The organism is Bartonella refiksaydamii (genome assembly GCF_902652675.1).
Classification (GTDB): domain Bacteria; phylum Pseudomonadota; class Alphaproteobacteria; order Rhizobiales; family Rhizobiaceae; genus Bartonella; species Bartonella refiksaydamii.
Genome location: NZ_LR736291.1, coordinates 135,282 through 155,657 on the forward strand (window position 1 = coordinate 135,282; position 20,376 = coordinate 155,657).

14 protein-coding genes and 1 pseudogene are annotated in these 20,376 nt (G+C 36.5%); 6 read left to right on the top strand and 9 right to left on the bottom strand.

The features are described from left to right. Window positions 1-224: 224 nt before the first annotated feature. Entirely contained in the window at window positions 225-2,024 is a 1,800-nt protein-coding gene (locus tag GQO39_RS02315) for an acetolactate synthase 3 large subunit (protein WP_156850777.1), read from the top strand. A 666-nt stretch (window positions 2,025-2,690) separates the two neighbouring features. Here the strand turns inward: GQO39_RS02315 and GQO39_RS09090 are convergent. The 4 genes from GQO39_RS09090 to GQO39_RS02330 form a co-directional block, all read right to left on the bottom strand. Continuing rightward, the gene (locus GQO39_RS09090) at window positions 2,691-2,906 is read right to left on the bottom strand and encodes a hypothetical protein (RefSeq protein WP_308418498.1); all 216 of its coding nucleotides are present in this window, start codon (window positions 2,904-2,906) and stop codon (window positions 2,691-2,693) included. Window positions 2,907-3,053: 147 nt separating this feature from the next. Further along, the gene (locus tag GQO39_RS09095; protein WP_246668504.1) at window positions 3,054-3,518 is read right to left on the bottom strand and encodes a hypothetical protein; all 465 of its coding nucleotides are present in this window, start codon (window positions 3,516-3,518) and stop codon (window positions 3,054-3,056) included. 162 nt (window positions 3,519-3,680) lie between these two features. Further along, complete coding sequence (locus GQO39_RS02325; protein ID WP_156850778.1) at window positions 3,681-4,928, bottom strand: MFS transporter; 1,248 nt, start codon at window positions 4,926-4,928, stop codon at window positions 3,681-3,683. A gap of 230 nt (window positions 4,929-5,158) precedes the next feature. Next, window positions 5,159-6,085: a D-2-hydroxyacid dehydrogenase family protein gene (locus GQO39_RS02330; RefSeq protein ID WP_156850779.1), complete on the bottom strand. Its 927-nt coding sequence runs from the start codon at window positions 6,083-6,085 to the stop codon at window positions 5,159-5,161. A 1,042-nt stretch (window positions 6,086-7,127) separates the two neighbouring features. Here GQO39_RS02330 and GQO39_RS02335 point away from each other — a divergent pair. The 3 genes from GQO39_RS02335 to ilvC all read left to right on the top strand — a co-directional run bounded on the left by GQO39_RS02335 (window position 7,128) and on the right by ilvC (window position 11,024). Next, window positions 7,128-8,249 (top strand): ATP-dependent DNA helicase, encoded by a 1,122-nt coding sequence (locus GQO39_RS02335; RefSeq protein ID WP_156850780.1) that lies wholly within the window; start codon window positions 7,128-7,130, stop codon window positions 8,247-8,249. Window positions 8,250-8,330: 81 nt separating this feature from the next. Beyond that, the gene (locus GQO39_RS02340) at window positions 8,331-9,065 is read left to right on the top strand and encodes a pyridoxine 5'-phosphate synthase (RefSeq protein ID WP_156850781.1); all 735 of its coding nucleotides are present in this window, start codon (window positions 8,331-8,333) and stop codon (window positions 9,063-9,065) included. A gap of 939 nt (window positions 9,066-10,004) precedes the next feature. Further along, entirely contained in the window at window positions 10,005-11,024 is a 1,020-nt protein-coding gene (ilvC, locus tag GQO39_RS02345; protein ID WP_156850782.1) for a ketol-acid reductoisomerase, read from the top strand. Between the two features lie 95 nt (window positions 11,025-11,119). On the opposite strand, the gene GQO39_RS02350 is transcribed toward ilvC, so the two are convergent. The 5 genes from GQO39_RS02350 to GQO39_RS09450 all read right to left on the bottom strand — a co-directional run bounded on the left by GQO39_RS02350 (window position 11,120) and on the right by GQO39_RS09450 (window position 17,172). After that, a complete protein-coding gene (locus GQO39_RS02350; protein WP_156850783.1) occupies window positions 11,120-12,520 on the bottom strand; it encodes an amino acid permease in 1,401 nt (466 codons plus the stop codon). 1,672 nt (window positions 12,521-14,192) lie between these two features. Beyond that, window positions 14,193-14,447, bottom strand: a complete 255-nt coding sequence (locus tag GQO39_RS02355) for a hypothetical protein (RefSeq protein ID WP_156850784.1) — start codon at window positions 14,445-14,447, stop codon at window positions 14,193-14,195. A gap of 873 nt (window positions 14,448-15,320) precedes the next feature. Continuing rightward, window positions 15,321-15,929, bottom strand: coding sequence for a fumarylacetoacetate hydrolase family protein (locus GQO39_RS02365; protein ID WP_156850785.1), 609 nt, complete (start codon window positions 15,927-15,929; stop codon window positions 15,321-15,323). 334 nt (window positions 15,930-16,263) lie between these two features. Continuing rightward, complete coding sequence (locus GQO39_RS09100; RefSeq protein ID WP_246668505.1) at window positions 16,264-16,458, bottom strand: NAD(P)-dependent oxidoreductase; 195 nt, start codon at window positions 16,456-16,458, stop codon at window positions 16,264-16,266. 543 nt (window positions 16,459-17,001) lie between these two features. Next, window positions 17,002-17,172 (bottom strand): 2OG-Fe dioxygenase family protein, encoded by a 171-nt coding sequence (locus GQO39_RS09450; RefSeq protein ID WP_156850791.1) that lies wholly within the window; start codon window positions 17,170-17,172, stop codon window positions 17,002-17,004. 683 nt (window positions 17,173-17,855) lie between these two features. On the opposite strand from GQO39_RS09450, the gene GQO39_RS02385 reads away from it, so the two are divergent. Together GQO39_RS02385 and GQO39_RS02390 are read left to right on the top strand one after the other, a co-directional pair. Beyond that, window positions 17,856-18,605, top strand: a complete 750-nt coding sequence (locus GQO39_RS02385) for a hypothetical protein (RefSeq protein ID WP_246668506.1) — start codon at window positions 17,856-17,858, stop codon at window positions 18,603-18,605. 13 nt (window positions 18,606-18,618) lie between these two features. Further along, window positions 18,619-20,376 (top strand): annotated as a pseudogene (locus GQO39_RS02390) (hemagglutinin repeat-containing protein); the annotation flags it as partial.

A 20,376-nucleotide genomic window follows, 5' to 3' on the forward strand; every position in this document is an offset into this window, starting at 1 on the left:
TAGTAGTGAATAGAGATTTTTTAGGAAATATAATTTTTTATTGACGAATGACATCAATAGAATTAAAATACCCTGCCATAAAGGAATATTCTTCTTACGTTTTTTATGCGAAGTGGGGGGGCATGCGATGTATGTTTTGTGTGTAATGGGCTCTCTCGGAGCCTTTTTTTATGAGCTCCTTCGGGGGCTTTTTTATTATGCTACCAAGTAGGTGAGTGGGAAAAATGACAGATTATCCAAGATTGCAAGAGAATGCAGACGGACAAATAATGTCGGGTGCTGAAATGGTGGTTCAAGCTCTTATTGATCAAGGGGTTAAACATCTCTTTGGTTATCCTGGTGGAGCTGTTCTTCCTATTTTTGATGTTATTTATCAACAAGATGCAGTTCGTCATATTTTGGTGCGTCATGAACAAGCAGCGGGTCATGCTGCTGAAGGTTATGCACGTAGTACAGGGAAAGTAGGCGTTATGCTGGTGACTTCTGGTCCAGGGGCAACGAATGCTGTGACACCTTTACAAGATGCGCTTATGGATTCTATCCCACTTGTTTGTTTTTCTGGTCAAGTTCCAACAACTGTGATTGGAACAAATGGTTTTCAAGAAGCTGACACGGTTGGTATTACAAAGTCTTGTACTAAATATAATTGTTTGGTCGAAAATGTGAATGATCTTGCAGCAATCATTCATGAATCTTTTTCTATTGCTCAATCAGGACGTCCAGGGCCGGTTTTGATTGATATTCCTAAAGATGTGCAATTTGCTTCAGGTGTTTATAGAGCTCCTCAAGTTTCGGCATCTCTGCGTTCTCGTCCACAGTTTAAAGAGAATACTAAGACTATCGAATGTGCTGTTTCTCTTTTAGCAGAAGCAAAACGCCCTGTTATTTATTCTGGTGGTGGTGTCATTTCATCTGGCCCTGAAGCTGTACAGCTTTTGCATGATTTGGTTCAACTAGGAGACTTCCCGATCACTTCGACGCTTATGGGACTTGGTGCTTATCCTGCTTCTGGCAAGAATTGGCTTGGAATGCTTGGAATGCATGGAACCTATGAGGCTAATATGGCCATGCATGATTGTGATGTTATGTTGGCTATTGGTGCACGGTTTGATGATCGTATTACTGGGCGGCTTGATGCGTTTGCTCCTCATGCGCGTATTATCCATATTGATATAGATCCTTCTTCTATCAATAAGATTGTAAAAGTAGAAGTTCCACTTATTGGCGATGTAGCTGATGTTTTAGGAAATATCAATCGTCGCTTGCATATCCAGCAGCCAATATTTAAAAGCGAAAGTCGTAAGGCGTGGTGGAAGCAAATCAATCGCTGGAAAGCTCGTAATTCATTAGCATATATGAAGAAAAAAGATGTCATTATGCCACAATATGCTCTTGAACGGCTTTATGCACTTACCAAAGATGTGTATGCTTATGTCACGACTGATGTTGGACAGCATCAGATGTGGGCAGCGCAATATTATCGTTTTGATGAACCAAACCATTGGATGACTTCTGGTGGCCTTGGGACTATGGGCTATGGTCTTCCTGCTGCTATTGGTGTTCAAATTGCACATCCTGATGCGCTTGTTTTGTGTATTTCTGGGGATGCTTCAATTCAGATGAATATTCAAGAGCTCTCAACAGCAATTCAGCATAATACACCAGTGAAAATTTTTATTTTAAATAATCAGTATATGGGTATGGTCCGACAGTGGCAGCAATTGTTGCATGGCAATCGCCTTTCTCATTCTTATACGGAATCGATGCCTGACTTTGTAAAATTGGCACAAGCTTACGGAGTGGTTGGTCTTTGTTGTTCACATCCAGATGAACTTGATGATAAAATTCAGCAAATGATTAATTGTGATAAGCCAGTTCTCTTCGATTGTCGTGTTGCTAATTTAGAAAACTGTTTTCCTATGATTCCATCAGGGTGTGCGCATAATGATATGCTGTTACCGGATGAGGCTAATGATGAAGCAGTTGCAAATGCTATTTCTACTGATGGACAAATTTTTGTATGAAATTAGTACGTTAACAAAATAATGAAAGATGGTGATGATGAAGTCTTTGGAGTCTTCATCTCTGTCTCTTCTTTGTGGAGAGTTTCTATTATCCTTAGAGCTAATTTTATGATTTTCATTCTTTGTTTAAAGAGAGGGGGTGTATTATTATTTGTTCATCTAAAAAATGTTATAAGTCGTGTGCAATTATGTTTGAATTTATTTGTACGCGATGTTTGTTTTTTAAATTCATATGTTCACATTAATAGCTATTTCGTTGCATTTTTTAGATAATATATTGAATTATCTGTTATAAATTAATTATGTTGTCTCATATATGAAAGATTCCATCGTGCAAGAAAAAAGCCACCGTGCTTGAAGGGGGCAGCCATGCAAACCGTCATGCCTATGAAAACAATAGTTTGTCACTATGTTTTGGTTTCGCATTATGAAATTACTCCAAATCGCTCTTTCAAGGGCTTGATAGGAGAATCCCCTTAGCGGCTTGAAAGGAAGGGAAAAAACAACAAAGATCAAATGCAGCCATAGAAAATCAATTGGCCACCATAGCTTATAGTTAGGTAGTAACCTCACCTGATTATGCGGGAGAAGTCTATACATATGAGATGTGTAGTCAATATATATATAAACCAGAATAATACTCAACATCATATCATTATCAGGACATTAACATTGAAAATCAAATACTCTTTCTTTTATTTGTTCTACATATCTATGATTCCATAAATCTGCAGACACAAATACTCTTTGAATCCACCGCATTGGATTTTCATAACTATCAAATGATCCCAAAAATTTATCTCTAGAGTGTAGAGCCATTCTGTTATCGATGTATAATAATCTTCCTGGTTGTACATCAATTCCAAAAGATACAGCCTTAATAGCTTCATAAAAATGATCTAAAGCTTCTTTGGCTTTTTTTTACTGTGGCTCTAACATGCCCGGATAAAAAACAGCGCTGATATCTGGGAATTCACCGTCCCCTTGAACTAGGGGCACTTTACTTGTAGAGGTTACCCCATTTTTTCTCTATCTATAGGGAACATTAATTATATATAAATTATCCCTTAAGCTACTCAAATCTTTCTCACTTAAAAGTTTTAAAGCTAAATGTGCAACAGATCTTCTCGTTAACGGGCCATCAACTTCATTGCGAATACCAGATAAAAGTATCCTTTTAGGAGATAAATTAAAACCCGTTATAAATTTTAGTGCAGCATTTTCTATATGAAAATCTAACTCAACGTCAGATCCTAATCCTGTATAATCTTTTTTATTATCCTCTAAAGGAACTAGGTTATTTACTATATGTTTGCCTTCAAACTTAATTGAATAAGACTCTCCGATTAATAAAGAAAACATCATAATTAAATTTTCGCTAATATAGCCACTTTTACAAGACGCATCTAAATTATAAGGATTAGGTAACGTATTAATTTGTCTATCAATTGGAAGGTTTTCAAAGATTAAATATGGCCTAGGAGCAATAGACACCTTTTGCTTTATAAGAATTGTCAATATTTTATGTGGTAGCAGCGAAAATGCTGTTTTTTTAGCTCAACCGAATATTCAATACCACTGTATGGATCATAAATAACATGGTCTGAAGCCTCCCAAAGTTTGTCTCTTTCGCCATTGTTCAATTCAAAAGTATTTTCATTTATCATTATAATTTCCTCCCCAATTATATTTCCCTACTTTTTTTATTAAGAAAAGTGAAAAAACAATAATTAAAATTAAAATCAGCCATGTTAGTAAATAAGTGTCTGTAAAATCTTGGATTAATCCAAATAATGGTGGAGCGGTAATAATTGCGATTTGATTTACAGACATTGCTAACCCCAGAGAAAAGCCAACGCTTTCTTTCGGCGAAGAGTCTACAATATAAGCAACCCAAGGGCCATACCATCCTAATCCAAAAAAACCTAACCAAGCAGATAAAATAGTTAAATAAATTATGGATCCACTCATGCCCAAAATTAATATTAAAAATCCAAAAACGACTGCAATCATGCAAAACAAGACAGGAAAAAATCGTCCTTTTCTACAATGATCACTCCACGCTGCTAAAATAATTCTTCCTAAGGCACCAGAAGCCTGTGAAACAAAAAACAAATAAGCACTTTTATCTAAAGACAGGTGATAGATTCTATAAAAATAAATCGTTATAAAAATGGTTAAAACATATTGAACGATCACAAGTGAAACGCCTGAAAAAATAATATTCTTCATATGCGGCGCAGCCAACATCGCAAGACGAGACCTTACATTTGCATAGAACGAAACTCTTGCCTTGCTTTCTGGAACGATAGCTACAACTTTTGCTGGCGAGTGATAAAAAATAATAAATATACATCCACCTAAAAAAGAAACTATGGCACCGACCAAAAACGCACCTTGTATACCATAGACAAACGCACTAGCAGGAAGAACTATCCCAGCTAATGCTCCACCTAATGGTAGCCCCGCTTGCCTTATTCCCATTGCAAATCCGCGTTGCGATTGTGGAAACCATGAAGAAACAGATTTAGCGCCACCGGGTTGAGCAGAACTATAAAATCCCCCTACAATTAGCAAACAGATCAAAAGGGAAATATAGTTATCTGCGATTGCTCCCAACAAAAGAGCGACAGAAACGCCGACCGCGCCAACTCCAACAATATAGCGCTCGTTAAACTTGTCTAGTAATTCGCCAGCTACAAGTAACCCAATAATAGGCAGGAATTGCGCTGCTGAAGACAGCAAACCTATCTGAGAGTCACTAAGCGAGAAATCCTTCTTAAAAAATTCAGCTAAAGGACCAATCCCTTGAACAAAGAAGCAGGCTGATGCTTGAGCGATAGTGGCAACAAGCAATATAATCCATCTATAATAATTTTTTCCTATAAATTTATTATTGCTCACTCTGCCCCCTCCAATTAAAGTGTATTCCAATGAAGTAGCTTTTTTTAATAATGATTGTAACAATAAATTAGTTATTTTATGCGGATTACATAAAAATCTGTCAATACGATTGGTATTAATATTAAAGCTAAGGAATATGCTTAATTTAAAGAAATAAGCTGTTATGTGTAGTGCAAATTTAATACGCTAGCGATATAAGATAAATTTTACAAACATTGGCTTAGCCGGCATTAAGCGCTCTTCATAAAAGAAGCTATATTTTGGCAAGCTTTTTCAATATAATTTTCAAAGCTTTCTCCAGTCACATAGCCCAGATGCGGTGTGCAAAGAACTCTGTCTGATTGCAATAATTTGCTCTCATATACTGGCTCGTTGTCATAAACATCTAGGGCAAAGTAAGTTGAATTTTCCAAACTTAGTATTTTTTCTATCGCCCCTTTTTCAACCAAAGCTGAACGTGCTGTGTTGACAAAAATAGCATGAGGTTTCATGCTCAATAGATCATCTAATTGAATGATTCCTCTGGTTTTATCGCTTAAACGTAAATGTACGGATATAATGTCAGGACGTGTAAAAAATTCATCTTTTGAATGCGTAAAATGATAACCTAAATTTTTTGCTTCTTTCGTTGAACGCTCGCTCCCATAAACCAAAATGGACATGCCAAAAGCTTGAGCATAGTGAGCAACCATTTTACCAATACGCCCAAACCCGAATATTCCAAGAGTAGCCCCTTTCATTTGGTTGCCAAATGTTGTTTGCCATCGTCCTTTTTTCATGTCAGACACAGATTCACAGAGTTTTCTACGCGCAGACATAATTAAGAGCCACGCAAATTCAGCAGCAGAAGTTGGATCTCCACCACCGTCTAATATTTCAATTCCTAAGTCTCTACAAGCTTCTATATCAATATGTGAACCTATAGGGCCTGTTTGGCAGATTAATTTTAAATTTGGCAGTTTCAGGAGAAGATTTCTATCAACTATAGTTCGCTCTCTGATTAAGATAAGAATATCTATCTCTTTGAGCTTATCTTCTAAATCACATTCTTTAGCTAAATTATTTATAACCAGCACTTCATGCGATTTCATTAATTTTGTAATAGACTGTAAAGTTAGGGTGGCTTTTTGATAGTCATCTGGAATTAATATTTTCAATTTAAACCTCCCGTTTCATTCATCAATATTTGATGCATTATTTCATTTCTAAAACAACCAAAAAGTAATCTCACCGCTGATATTTTGTCATAATGCCAAGCCTATTAACAAATTATACCCCTTGATTTTATTGTTATTTCTAGCAATAAGAATAGCATTAATCAGTTAGTTTTTATAAACTTTAAAACATTGAGACAAAAAGAAAAAGTTTGACTCAGTAGATGAAGAATTGTGCTTTTCTTATATTCTAGAGGACGAACCTGAAGTGCTACGCTGGACTGAAACCATGTCCCAGTTTTCTTATAATAGATTACCAAGAAGTCCATACTTACGAACCAGATTTTATTGTAGAAACAGAAAAAGCTACATATTTGTGCGAGATAAGGCGTGCTTCATATAAGCGTGATATCTCTCTTTATTCGTTGAGATATAACTTATTCATAGCATGAAGAGTGAATTTATTAAAATTATGGTAAGAGGAGAATAGGAACTTTATAGGTGTATCATCATAGGATTAAGTAGTTTTATTGAAAGCTGTTTTTATTTCTGCCAAAAGGTTTTTGATATATTTAATTATTATTTCTTAATAGTGGTTGTATTTTATTTTTATGTGCAAGAAAGCTGATTGGTTGTGTAAAATAGTGTTCATAAAATTACATTATTTTTATCCTGTTAAGGACATTTTTTCGAGCGATGGTTTTGCAATTGCGATGTTCTTTTTCTCTCATTCTAAATTTTGGTTAGAAAAAGCGTATACAAGTGTTATTTTAAATTTAAGATATGCATATTCCATTGTTGGTGTTACTGTTGTAAAAAATTATATTTGATAAGTATCAAGGTGTTACCAAGAAGATCGATGTATAGATAAAATTTAGATTGTTACAATATTTTGAAAAAGCGATGGGTAAATAATTGATCATTGTGCTGTGAAAGTAGTAAGATGGCTGTGTATCAGAAATTCGTAACGACAAAAACTTTTCTTGATAGTGTTTTTATTTTCAAAACACTTGCTCTTTTTATGCGAATCTTATTTTGATAAACTATGCAGTTTTCACCGGAACAGGATAATGCCTTGAAGGCTGTTGCTACGTGGTTGAGAGAGGGGCGTTCTCCGCTTTTTCGTCTCTTTGGCTATGCGGGGACAGGGAAGACGACACTTGCTCGTCATTTTGCTGAAACAGTTGATGGTTCTGTCCAATTTGCTGCGTTTACGGGCAAAGCGGCACAAGTTTTGCGTTCTAAAGGTGCGAGTAATGCTTGTACTATTCATTCATTGATTTATTGTCCGCGTGGAGAAGAAGAAATTTCCGATGAGGTAACAGGAAAAAAGTCTATTGCACCGACATTTGCATTGAATCGAAAAAGTGCTGCTGCGCAAGCTAAACTTATCATTGTTGATGAGTGTTCGATGGTCGACGAGCAATTAGCGCGTGATTTGATGAGTTTTCGGACACCAATTCTTGTTCTTGGTGATCCAGGTCAGTTGCCTCCTATATCAGGAGGAGGTTTTTTTTCCAATGGCACACCAGATTTTCTTCTTTCAGAAATTCATCGGCAAGCGCGTGATAATCCGATCGTTCGTCTCGCTATGAATGTGCGCCAAGGACGCGATATTGCTTATGGTGATTATGGTACAGCTCGCGTTGTTACGCGTAAAGAGGTGGATCAACAATTGGTTTTGGATGCTGATCAAGTGTTGGTAGGGGTGAACCGAACACGTCACCTTTATAATAAACGTTTACGTGTGCTGAAGGGGTTTACAGCAGATTATCCACAAGCGGGTGATAAACTTGTATGTTTGCGTAATGATCCTGCTAAAGGTTTGTTGAATGGTTCTTTATGGAAAGTGATGACTTCACAGAAGGAAACGGTTAAACTGGGAATTAATCTTCTCGTTAAACCAGAAGAAAGCGAGCGTGGGGTGGCAAAGATTAAGCTTTTAAAAGCAGTATTTGATAACCCTGATAATGAGATTTCATGGCAATTAAAAAAAAGGTATGATGATTTTGATTATGGGTATGCATTAACTGTTCATAAAGCGCAAGGATCTCAATGGGATAACGTGGTTTTATTTGATGAAAGTTTTGCATTTCGTGATATGTATGCGCGCTGGCTTTATACGGGAATTACGCGTGCGGCAGAGCGATTAACAATTGTTCGATAGGAAAATTTATTCTTTAAAATTGTGCTGGTGAATGTATCTTTTTCTGATTTTAGAATTATATACAGAAAATAGGAGCTGTGCATGGCAGTGAAGCTTTCGGTTAATCTTAATGCTATTGCTGTTTTACGCAATCGGCGTAATCTACCGTGGCCAAATATCAAGAATATTGGGCATATAGCACTTAAAGCTGGTGCTGCTGGTTTAACGGTTCATCCGAGACCTGATGAAAGGCATATTCGTTTTGCTGATTTGCCAGATATACATTGTTTAATAAACAATACGTTTCCTACTGCTGAATTCAATATCGAAGGTTATCCAAGCGATAGATTTTTGGATGTAGCGGAAAAATATGCGGATCAGATTACTCTTGTTCCTGATGATCCAGCTCAGTCAACTTCTGATCATGGTTGGAATTTTTTTCAAGATGCAGAATTTTTAGCACCTATTATTAAGCGTTTGAAAGAAAAAAAAATTCGTGTGTCATTATTTGCTGATCCTACTGTAGATGGTCTTGATATTGCTGAAGTGATTGGTGCTGATCGTGTGGAATTTTATACTGGGCCTTACGGTGGTGCGTTTAAGGATAAGGAAATGCAAGATCAGGAGTTAAATAAGCTTGTTTTAGCAGCAAGAAGAGCTAAAGAGCTGCAATTAGGTGTTAATGCAGGGCATGATCTAACAATTATGAATCTTCCTGTTCTTGTTAACCGTATTCCTTGGCTTGATGAAGTGTCTATTGGCCATGGCCTTATTGCTGATGCGTTAGAGTATGGAATGCATGACACTGTTCAGCGTTTCATTCGGTTACTAGTGTAACCTTTTTTCTTTTCTATAGGAGGGTAAATTTTTATAAAGTGCTGTTCGTTTGTCTTAAAAAAACAATTTTGTATATGTTGGCTTAGATATAAATACTGCTTGCGGTATGCATTATGGTAGAAACGAGAGTGCTGTGCTCAATTTAAAACAATTGGCAATGATTTTTCCATATTAGCCTATAAAAAAAGTTATGGACAGAGCTCGTTAGCTTTGGTGCAACTTACTTTAAAGAAGCAGAAAAACAGCGGATGATTTTATCAGAAATACAAGATTTATATAAGTTTGAGTGAATGTTTTCAGGAAGAATGGAAAAACTTTAGATTTGTTGTGACAAAGAAGTGATGAGAATAATTATGATGCGTTTATAATTTTTAAGCAGCGTTTGCTTGGGACTTTTTCTAAAGACAGATGTTTTATAAGATTGCATTCTTATCTAACAAAAATATGAGATTTCATACATAACGCGGGTGTCGAAATTGAGAGTTGCATGAAGAGTATTCTTTATCATAAGAGAGGTAAAATTGTGTTTTTGCGCTCAACTATAAAAAGGCTCCCCCTTATTTTACAATTTTTCTTGCTATCCATTTTGATTTAGTTCATGTTAAAAACCGTACAGTGTGTCTTTATTTTAAGAATACAGTGGTTCATTATGCAGAAGAAGAATCTTAGGAGAGGATTTTTTTTCAGAAGTGTTATTTTACATAATATGCAGTTTTTGTAGAATAGTCGCTGAATTCTAGTGGGGGGTTTTGTTATGTTTTTGGAAGCTTTGGGGGAGCATAGTTTTTTATGAAATATATAAATTTTGAAAGATTGTTCAATTACTGTGTTATTATAAGCGGTGTTTTTATTATTTATAGTGTGTGAAACACTTAAAGTAATTTTCATTCAATCAAAATAAGCTTAAATTCAGTTTAAATGTAGAGAGGAAGTATTTCTATGCGTGTTTATTATGATCGTGATGCGGATGTTAATTTAATTAAAGGCAAAAAAGTGGCTATTGTTGGTTATGGTTCACAAGGGCGTGCGCATGCTTTAAATCTGAAAGATTCTGGTGTTCAAAATGTACAGATTGCTTTGCGCTCAGAATCGGCAACAGCTAAAAAGGCTACGATGGATGGTTTTGAGGTTATGAGTGTTGCTGAAGCAGCAAAATGGGCTGATCTTATTATGATGGCAACACCAGATGAGTTACAAGCTGATATTTATAAAGAGCATATTCATGAGAATTTACGTGATGGGGCTGTGATTGCCTTTGCGCATGGTTTGAGTATTCATTTTGGCTTAATTGAACCTAAAAAAACAATTGATATCGTGATGATTGCTCCTAAAGGTCCAGGTCATACAGTTCGTAATGAATATCAACGTGGTTGTGGCGTTCCTTGCTTAATTGCTGTTGCACAGGATGCTTCAGGGCATGCTCATGATGTAGCGTTGTCTTACGCGTGTAGTCTTGGTGGTGGACGTGCCGGAGTGATTGAAACGACATTTAAAGAAGAGTGCGAAACTGATCTTTTTGGTGAACAAGCCGTTCTCTGTGGTGGTCTTGTTGAGCTGATCCGAGCAGGGTATGAAACACTAACGGAAGCAGGTTATGCACCGGAAATGGCTTATTTTGAGTGTTTACATGAGGTTAAACTGATTGTTGATCTCATGTATGAAGGTGGCATTGCAAATATGAATTATTCGATTTCCAATACAGCTGAATGGGGTGAATATATGTCTGGTCCGCGTGTGATTACGGATAAAACGAGAGCAGAAATGAAGCGTATTTTGAAAGATATTCAGACAGGTAAATTTACATCGAATTGGATTCAAGAATATAAAGCTGGTGCTGCTCATTTTAAAAGCATGCGTCGTTTAAATGATAGCCATCCTATTGAAGAAGTTGGCAAAAAGCTCCGTTCCATGATGCCTTGGATAAAGTCTAATGCTTTGGTTGATAAAGAGCGTAATTAAGGTTCATATGAAATATTAAGCAAATAACTTTTATGCTGTATGTAAAAAAGGGTAACTTTGATTACCCTTTTTGATATGCCCTTCGGGCATAGATTTTATTTTTTATCTTGAGCAGCTTTTTTTCTTATAAACAGGAAATACATTACACCTAAGAGAATAAACCATACTATACCGTATTTTAAAGCTGTTAGAGTATCAGGTTCTAATGTTAACAGATAGACCATGAAAGCAAAAAAAGCTAAAATAACCCAGCATATGACAGTACCTCCTGGCATTTTGTAGATAGATTCAGTATGCAGTTGAGGATGATTACGACGATACACAATATAGCTAACCAAGATTACAGACCATACGAATAAAAATGCAATAGCTGAAATGCTTGTCACAATTGTAAAAGCACTTATGATGCTTGGAGATAGTGACGCAACTGTGTATCCTAATAAAATACATAAGCAAGAAAAGAATAGGGCATTGGCTGGAACATGGTGTTTAGAAAGTTTTCCCAAAAGGCGAGGTGCACCTTTTTGTGTTGCGAGCCCATATATCATGCGGCTGGTAGAAAAAATACCGCTATTTGCTGAAGAAGCAGCAGAGGTGAGAACAACAAAATTTACCAAACCAGCAGCTATCGGAATGCCAGCAAGCCAAAACATCGAGACAAAGGGGCTTTTCTCTGGAATAACTTGATCCCAAGGTGTGACTGACATAATCACAGCGAGAGAAAAGATATAAAACAGTACAATACGAACTGGTATTGCATTAATTGCTCTTGGTAGAACTTTTTTAGGTTCTTTGACTTCAGCAGCAGTTGTTCCGGCAATCTCTATACCAACAAAAGAAAAAATAGCAATTTGAAATCCGGCAAAAAAACCTGCAACTCCCCGAGGAAATATATCTCCACCATTCCATACATGACCGAGAGAGGCAACAGTACCATTTGGAGAGGTGAAGCCAGTAGCGATCATATAAAACCCAACAATAATTAATGCTACAATTGCTATGACTTTGATAAGACCAAACCAGAATTCAAGTTCACCGAAAAATTTTACAGCAAGGAGATTAAGGGTTAAAAAGAAGATAATGCAGGAGAAGACGATAATCCATGGGTTGAGTTCTGGCCACCAAAAGTGCGTATAAGCGATGATTGCAATAATATCCGCGGCTCCAGTTACAACCCAGCTTAACCAATAGCTCCAGCCGACAAAAAAAGCAATTCCTGGTCCTAGCATATCGGTTGAAAAATCAATAAGAGACCGATATTGTGAATTAGAAAGCAATAATTCTCCCATAGCACGCATTACAAAGTATAAGGCACAACCGATAATAGCATAAACAAGTATGATGGACGGGCCTGCTACGCTAATTGTTTTTCCTGATCCCATGAAGAGACCCGTTCCGATAGCTCCACCGAGGGCTATAAGTTGTACGTGACGGTTATCTAATCCACGTTGTAACTTCTCCTGAGGATTATTTTTTAAAGTTTGTTTATAATTCATTTTTTGAGGTTCCCTTTAATTATTTAAAATTCAAAATTACACTGAAAAAAGTAATCCTCTGTATCGAAGCATGATATAAATGAGGAGTAAAGGGGGAAAAACGTTTTTTATGATTTCATGTGGATAACCAATAAAGAATATCTAACTGACAAGAATATCTATTCCACAACAACGCAACAGATATTTTACAAAGTTTTAAGTTATCGCTGAGATGGCCGATAAATGGTTGATAAGAAGACTTAGTGTTATTATGGCAGGCATTGTTAAGCTGTCTTAACAGTTTTAAGGAACATCATGGGTTATAGAAAATCCTACCCGTTTATATGTCCTATAATTGTTTTTGATGTCATAATAAAGAGAGTCTTTTATCCTCAGTCGTTATGTCTAATAAATTATAGAGCTGCCATCTTACTGAAGAAAAAGTCTCCAATGACAGAAAATTTTAAATGATTTCCACAATCGTTTTATTGGTATTATAAGTGGAAGGCAGTTACTTTCTTTGTTACAAAGGAAGTGAGAAGTTTACAGAATCTTTTATTTTACAGTTGTGAATAAGAAGTCTTCTCATGTATTTACACCGTTTGGCAAAATCTTGCGAAAGTTTTGCGTTGACCATGCAAATGTATCCTTCGGGGGGTAAAAAACGCTTGCCAATAGGTATCTAAAAAACCAAAGTGAGTTGTGGTGTTTTGTCCTTTAATCACAGCTAATGCGATACTACCTTGTAGAGCAGTATAGTGGATATCAGCACCATAACCATATTTAAGAGGATCCTGCTTAGAAGATAAAGTTCCTATATTTCCGTAAATGTAGAGGAATGATCTGTTTTTTTCTTCATTTTTTCGAGATTGATGTTCTCATATCGGCTAAAGGCACGTTTGGTAGATAAGGTAGTTAGCCATTTGTTACACAACAGTGTGTGTGCTGTTGCATTATAGCGAAGATTGAAAGTAAGAATTTCAGGTTGCAAATGGAAATTCTAGAATTTTTTTCTTCTTTTTATCAAAAAGATTTTGTTCAATATTGGCTTGCTTTTGGTTTGATTTTAGTTATAGGCACGCAGCAGATATTTATCCGGTGCAACATATCTTGTGATGTAGAGGTTTATAGGTTTAGAATAGTCCTGTTTTGCATTTCTAGATATTTGAATTAAGTGTAAGATTACGCGCATTTGAAGAAGCATAAGTTTTTGCTTTAAATTATTTCCTTCACATTTTGTGACATAAGCTGCTGTGGAGCCTGAAAAATTACTGTGAATGAGAAGTTGATCAGTTTTTTGCAAATTTATTGCAGTGCCATCACTCCATGAGGTATTTAAGTGAATCTGTACATTTCTCGTTATGTTGTGGATTGCTGTGTTTTTAGGTTTTCTATATGCAATGTTTGGTAATGCTCTTTTGTCGATCTTTCAAAAATAATAGAGCTATTATCGAGATTAAGCACAAAAATATCAAAATGTGATCTTTGGATGATATAAGCAGTTTTCCATTCTTATTTTTTCCTGTGGACTGGTCTTCAAGGTCCATGTCATGTTGTTTTTCAGATCAAAAGTATACATTTCTATCTTTTGCAATTTTTTTTCTTTCTGAAGTGAAATGATTTGCGTTTAACGTGAAGGTACCGTTGGGTATCACCTTAAAATTTTTTGTCTTTCAAAAAAAGTATCAGCTGCTCATAAAATGTCAGTATGGGTCTCCAAATTGTTGAGATTAACTGTATTGATTGATAAATTCATATCTTTAATGTAACTATCAGTGAAAGTTTTAATAGAAATTCCAGCATTATTTTCAACGGAGAGGGGTGGATTGGTCAATTTAATCTCATTGTTTTGATGTTGTTTTGAATTACTTTGATTATCTGAATCAGTATGAGAGATAGCTATGAGATGAAAGACTGCTAGGAGTTTTCCAGCGCTTATAATCTGCAATTTGTAGCGCTTTTGGGTGATGGTGAGGTAAATGTGATAGCTCAAAACATCATCAAATAGACTATACTGAATTTTAATTTATTAAAATTAGAAAAGTACGTTAAGTTAACTCATAGTTCAATTATACAGAAAAAACGAGGAAGAATTAGTCGTAGTATGAGCTTTTGTGGGAGCAAAGATGTCGATATTAACAGCGATAGGAAAGCAAAATCATAGAGAGATTTGTCTATCGGCTGTGTGACTTATTATCGATAAATGAAGTTATCCAAAGAAAATGAAAAAAGAAAACAGAGATAAAACTGTCCCTGTCGCTATATATCCTTTTACGCGTTGCTTTTTTAAAATGGCGCTAGCAAATGATATAAAAATGGTCATTAAAGTAAACCATGTAAATATGTTGAGGGAATGTATTGTTACAAGTTAAAAGCATTTTTAATGCTACTGCCAGAAGTCAAGAATTTTGGAAAGTCTGCTATATAAAATATTGATACTTTGGGGTTTAATATTTGTGTCAGAAAACTGTCCATATAGCTGGTGAAAAACTTTGTTTACCTACAGAATGCTTTTCATTCTTTGATATTTTTTTGAATTTAAGCTGTTTATTCCAGATTTAATCTATTTAACTCCCATATATAATAAATAGCCACCACCCATGAGTTTTACTAAAAAAACAGCGTCTTGTTGAGAATGAGTGCTGATACACTTAATATGGAAAGTGACTCATGCACATATGTTGCTGTACACAATCCCCAAACGTTCGCAAACGCGTTCTCTTTTCCAAGTCTCGTTGCCTTATCGATGATAAGGGCCATATTCAGATTTGGTGAGATGACTAAAAAAATGAAGCAATAAAAAAGGTGAGTATTTGATGATTCATTTTACTTCTAACTCTGAAATTAATTTATCTTCGAGATATAATTCTATTTTATCAAACTTAGAAAGTTTTCCTACACCCTGTGGAGTACCTGTGTATATGAGATCACCACATTTTAGCTGAATGTAGTGACTTAAAAATGATATTATCTTCTCAAAGCTAAAGATCATATTTTTCGTATTGCCAACTTGTCTTGTTTCGCCATTCAGCTTCATTGCAAAGGTTATTGGGTTGTTTATTTTTTCCTTGTTTATGAAGTCAGAGACGTATGCGGCGCCTTTAAATCCTTTCGATAAAAGCCAAGGAAGCTTTTTTTCTTTCAGTTTTGTTTGCAAATCCCGCGCTGTGAGATCAAGACCTATTGCTACGGCATCATAGCATCCTTCTGCTTTTGCCTCCGTGACCATGAAAGCGTCCTTTGAGATTTTGAGCACAATTTCAGTCTCAAAATGAATTTCTTTAGAAAAATCAGGGAGATAAATTTTATTTCCTAAGATGAGTGAACTGTTCGGTTTGCTAAATATAACGGGTTTATCTTCAACAACATTGCCTAGTTCATGAGCATGTTCAACATAATTGCGTCCAACGCAGTAAATGTTATTAATCATAGGAGACCACCAAGTCTTTCATTTTCTTTTGTATAAGCAAGATATAATTGTGAAAACAACATCTTTTCTCATATCGATATGTGAGTTTTCTGAAAAATATGCGTTGTGTGGGTGAATTATTAACCTTAACGACAGCCACTTAGCATTGTTTCTCCAAGCTTTAATGAGAGGGTCGCTACTTGGTGGTTCCATAGGTAAAGCATTAACAAGCATATGGAACTCAGGCTTCACCTTTAGATGGTTTTCTAAACAACCAAAATCACTCAGAATTTTACCCCTCGCTGTGTTCACTAAAATAGCGTTTTTCTTCATCTTTTGAGAAATTCTGAATTAATCATTTCTGTTGTCTTTTTGTAAGAGAGCAGTGTAGTGATGCTACATCAGATTCTTCTAGAAGGCAATCAATATCTTCGAAAAGTTTGAAGTTGAAAGATGAGGCAAGATTTTCACCAATATATAGATCATAAATAATCACTTTAGATCCAAAAGGTTTTAACCATTCTCGTGTTGCTTTTCTGATTTTACTCAATCCAATGGTTTTATACTTTTGACAGAATGTTTTTTAAGATTGTTTTCTTGCTATATTTTATGGTGTTTTTTGCCAAATCATTACGTTTGGAGATTTGTCTGCAACCCTCCAAAATTATGGTTAAGTCAGTGTCAGTTACTCCATCTGTACAATAAGAAGGGTTATTAGTCAATTCAACGCTGTGTTTTTTAAGCGCTTCATAATCTGCTTGGTCATACTTGATACCGAAGCGTACTGCTATTTACACTTAGATAATTTCTTGGCTGTTTTCTTTGTTATTTTTGTATGCAAAATTAATAAGACATCAACCTCTTTCCAGAATTTTGTCAGGAAAGTCATCTTCATTTAAAGTGTTGAAGAAATAAAATTTAGCACCCAAAACAGCCAGTGTTTTTTTCAAATTCACTCATTTCAGTTTTTCTATCGGTTATCGCAATTTTCATTGGATCCTTTATCTATAATCGATAACCATTAAATCCCTTAAACCGTCTTCATCATTTATTGATGAAATTGCAGAAGCTGAATGGTATATTTCCATATCACCTAGTGGTATTCTCTTCTCAAGTTCCCTTGCAAGTGAACTCTTTTATTTTTTCTGTTTTTATCATAGATATAGGATGTGCTACCTTCAATATTGTGTTTGTCGATCATGTGCATACTTATGAATGTATGACCATCTTTATGAATGTTTTCAGATATAGGATTTCCTTGTATTCTTTTTTTGCCTCAATGCAGAATTGGTATATAAAAACATCCCACACTTTGTGCCTTCTTTTTTATATATCAAAAAAGCATTAAGCGTGTTTTTAATGATTTTGTGCAATATAATATATCGATGATATTGCGTCTGATATTTTTGGCAATTTTCTTTTAATTACACCCGTATAACTATTGATTTCATAACTTTAAAAAATATTATCCTTTGCAAAATCTATCGTTTTGTTGGCTATATCTATAAAATTTTCCAAAGTATGCTTTTTGTGTGGGGCATATACGGGTAATAAGCTTGATACCAAGTTTGAAGGTTATGGAAAGCGTGCAGGATCGACTTTGAAGAAATTCAAAGATCATGTTGGTATGTAGATTTGCGCGCTATAAACCGCATTTTAGATCATAAATTTTTGCGGTATTGTTAGCAGATGAAATGGTGCGCAAAATTATCACTTTTACGAAAAAACTATTGGTAAGATGGCTTGCAATAAGCGCAGCAAAAACACCAGCCACCCTCGCTATTCAATCTCTCGAAAATGAGCTATCGCTACGATAAATGTTAACGGTCAGACTTATATTATTCTTCTATCGAAAAACTTGACATACTCAGCAATACGTGCACTAGTTGTTAATCGATATCTATACTGATCATCATATTGCGTGTTTTAAAATATGTGGAGGGGGGCGTGCGCAGAGAGCTGATTTTTCGGTTTTATGGGCTTGTTGTTGTGCTTTATCTTTCTGATATGGTGCTATTCTTAAGTAATCTTTGGAACGTTTATCGCATAACATCTTCATCGGTTTTCTTGGGTGTGTCCATGGCTTTGGGAACCCTTACACCCTATCTTTTGAAAAAAAGCGGGCTTGTCCGCATTAAGTCTTCGCTGAGGTTAGTAGATTTATACAAAAGGCGGATCATCATCTATAGCCTCCTTATATTGATTGCTCTTTTTCATTACGCTGATTCTCCTTTTGGTTTTATTGCTGTATCTATCTCTATCGGTTATCTCTCTTTGATCATCTTAAGTACGCTCGAGACTTATAATACCAAACTAGCGCTTAAAGGTTATATTAGCGCTCAAAAGGCTTCCCGCATTACGCAAACAGTGGTGCAGATTGGTGCCTTTTTGGGAGCGGCACTTAGTGGTTATCTCTTAGAAGCAACCAGCCTGCGAGGGGTAGCAGCTGGGGCTGGCTATAATGGTTTGATTGCAGCACTTTGTGTGTTTGACATCATTGTAAGCCTTGTGGCCGGATATGTCATCTTTCGCGATGAATATAGTGCTATGGGTGTTGCGCCGTCTGCAACCGAGAAGAAGCTAATACCCATGCCGCAAGCAGACATGCTCTCTCTTGAACTTAAACTTTTATGCGTTTGCATAGGTCACATCGGTTTTAGCGGCACGAGATTTTGTCATCAAAACAGAGGAGCTTGAAAATAGCGGTCAATTGGCAGCAGGGCATGATTTAGCCTTTAGCGTGAGGGGTGATGCGAAGAACAGCAAAACGGGTTTAATTTATGTGAAGGGCAATGGTGCTTTACAAGTTGATGGGGCTTTGTTGAATGATTTTGGCGCCATTTTAGCAGAGGGTGATTTATCTTTCACCAATGTGGCTGGTACAGGGAAAAGCCTTTCCCTTGTTAACAAAGCAGGCTTTATTCAAGCAGGCGGAAACTTAAATATCCAAACCAACAGTCTGAAAAACGAAGCCGATAGCACACCTGTCATCACGGAAAAAACTGAAGAAGAAGTCATCGCATTCGAACAACCAGACAAATATAATTTTCTCGATGGTAGGCCTTTATATCATGATATGGGCTGGGATCGTTGGGGAAAAGGAAAGCTTTCTAAGAGAAAGCATGGGGTGGAAGGTCCAAAACACTTTATATTTGAGCAACAACTTTGGAATAACAAAGAAGGAACCTATGGCACGGCAACTTTGAAAGATGGAACAGTCTATAAGTCATTCACTTGGAAACATAATGCTCGAAAAGGAGACATAGAAGAGTTTGTGTGGAATGGTGATAGGTGGAAGGGAGGATGGTTCGAGTCAATAAACAAAAACTGGTCACACATGACCGAAGAGACCGTCACGCAGGCGTTTTTGTATAAGCCTACTGTTTCTGGGATGATACAATCTCGTGGCAATCTCATTATTAACGCTGATAACATTGACAACCATTATAGTCTTATAAAAGCAGGAGGGAATGCGGATATCCACGCTGATGTGCTGACCAATTTAGGGGCAACAATTTATAAAAACACCTATATGGGCTGCAACGCAAACACGGATAATTGTTATGGCTATAAAGCTGATGGAAGCCGCGATGTTTCCTTAGATATAGCCAATGGCACGTTTCGCCAGATTGGCTCAGAAGCTCTTGATGCAGTTCCTGGTCTTGTTCAAGCGGGTGGCACTTTGAATCTGGTGGTCGATCAACTCAACAACAAGGCAGCAGAAGGTTCGATTACAGGAGATGCGCATTTTGAAGCAAAAGCGGTTGGGGGCAATCCGCTGGAGGCACTGAGTGGTTTGACTGGGGTTGGTGCTCTCTTTACACCAAAAGTGGATCTCAATAATGCAGGAGAACTTTCTGAGGGGCTTCCTTTGCCAAAGCCTCAATCGGGTGGTGTTGGTGGCAGTTTGCCCAACCAGAATTTCATTTATGAAACGCGGGCAGAATTCCTCGATGTTGGCAAATTTTATGGCTCAGCCTATTATTTAAACAGAATAGGTTACAATCCTGACAGAGAGATTTTTTTCCTAGGGGATGCTTATTTCGAAAAGCAACTGATTGAAAAACAAATGCGTGATCTTGTTGGTCAAGGTTTGGGCAAGGGTTCCTTTATTCCTGGAAGTGATGCCATTGAACAAGTCAAAAACTTGCTGGATGTGGGGGCAGAATATGCAAAAACACACAATCTCCCCTTTGGAGAGGCTTTAACAGAAGAGCAATTGGCTTCTCTAGAAGCCCCGATGGTGATTTATGTACGCCAAAGCGTAAAGGGCATGGATGTTTATGTGCCTGTGCTTTACATTCCAGAAAAGGAGAGAGCTTCTTTTGTTTCTGCTGGTGCTTTGATCATGGGGGATGATGTCAATATCACCAGCCAAAATATCAGCAATTCGGTGATAACCAATTCAGGGCGGATAAATGCTTCACAGCAATTGCATGTGCATGGTGGAGATATCCTCGGTCAAGGA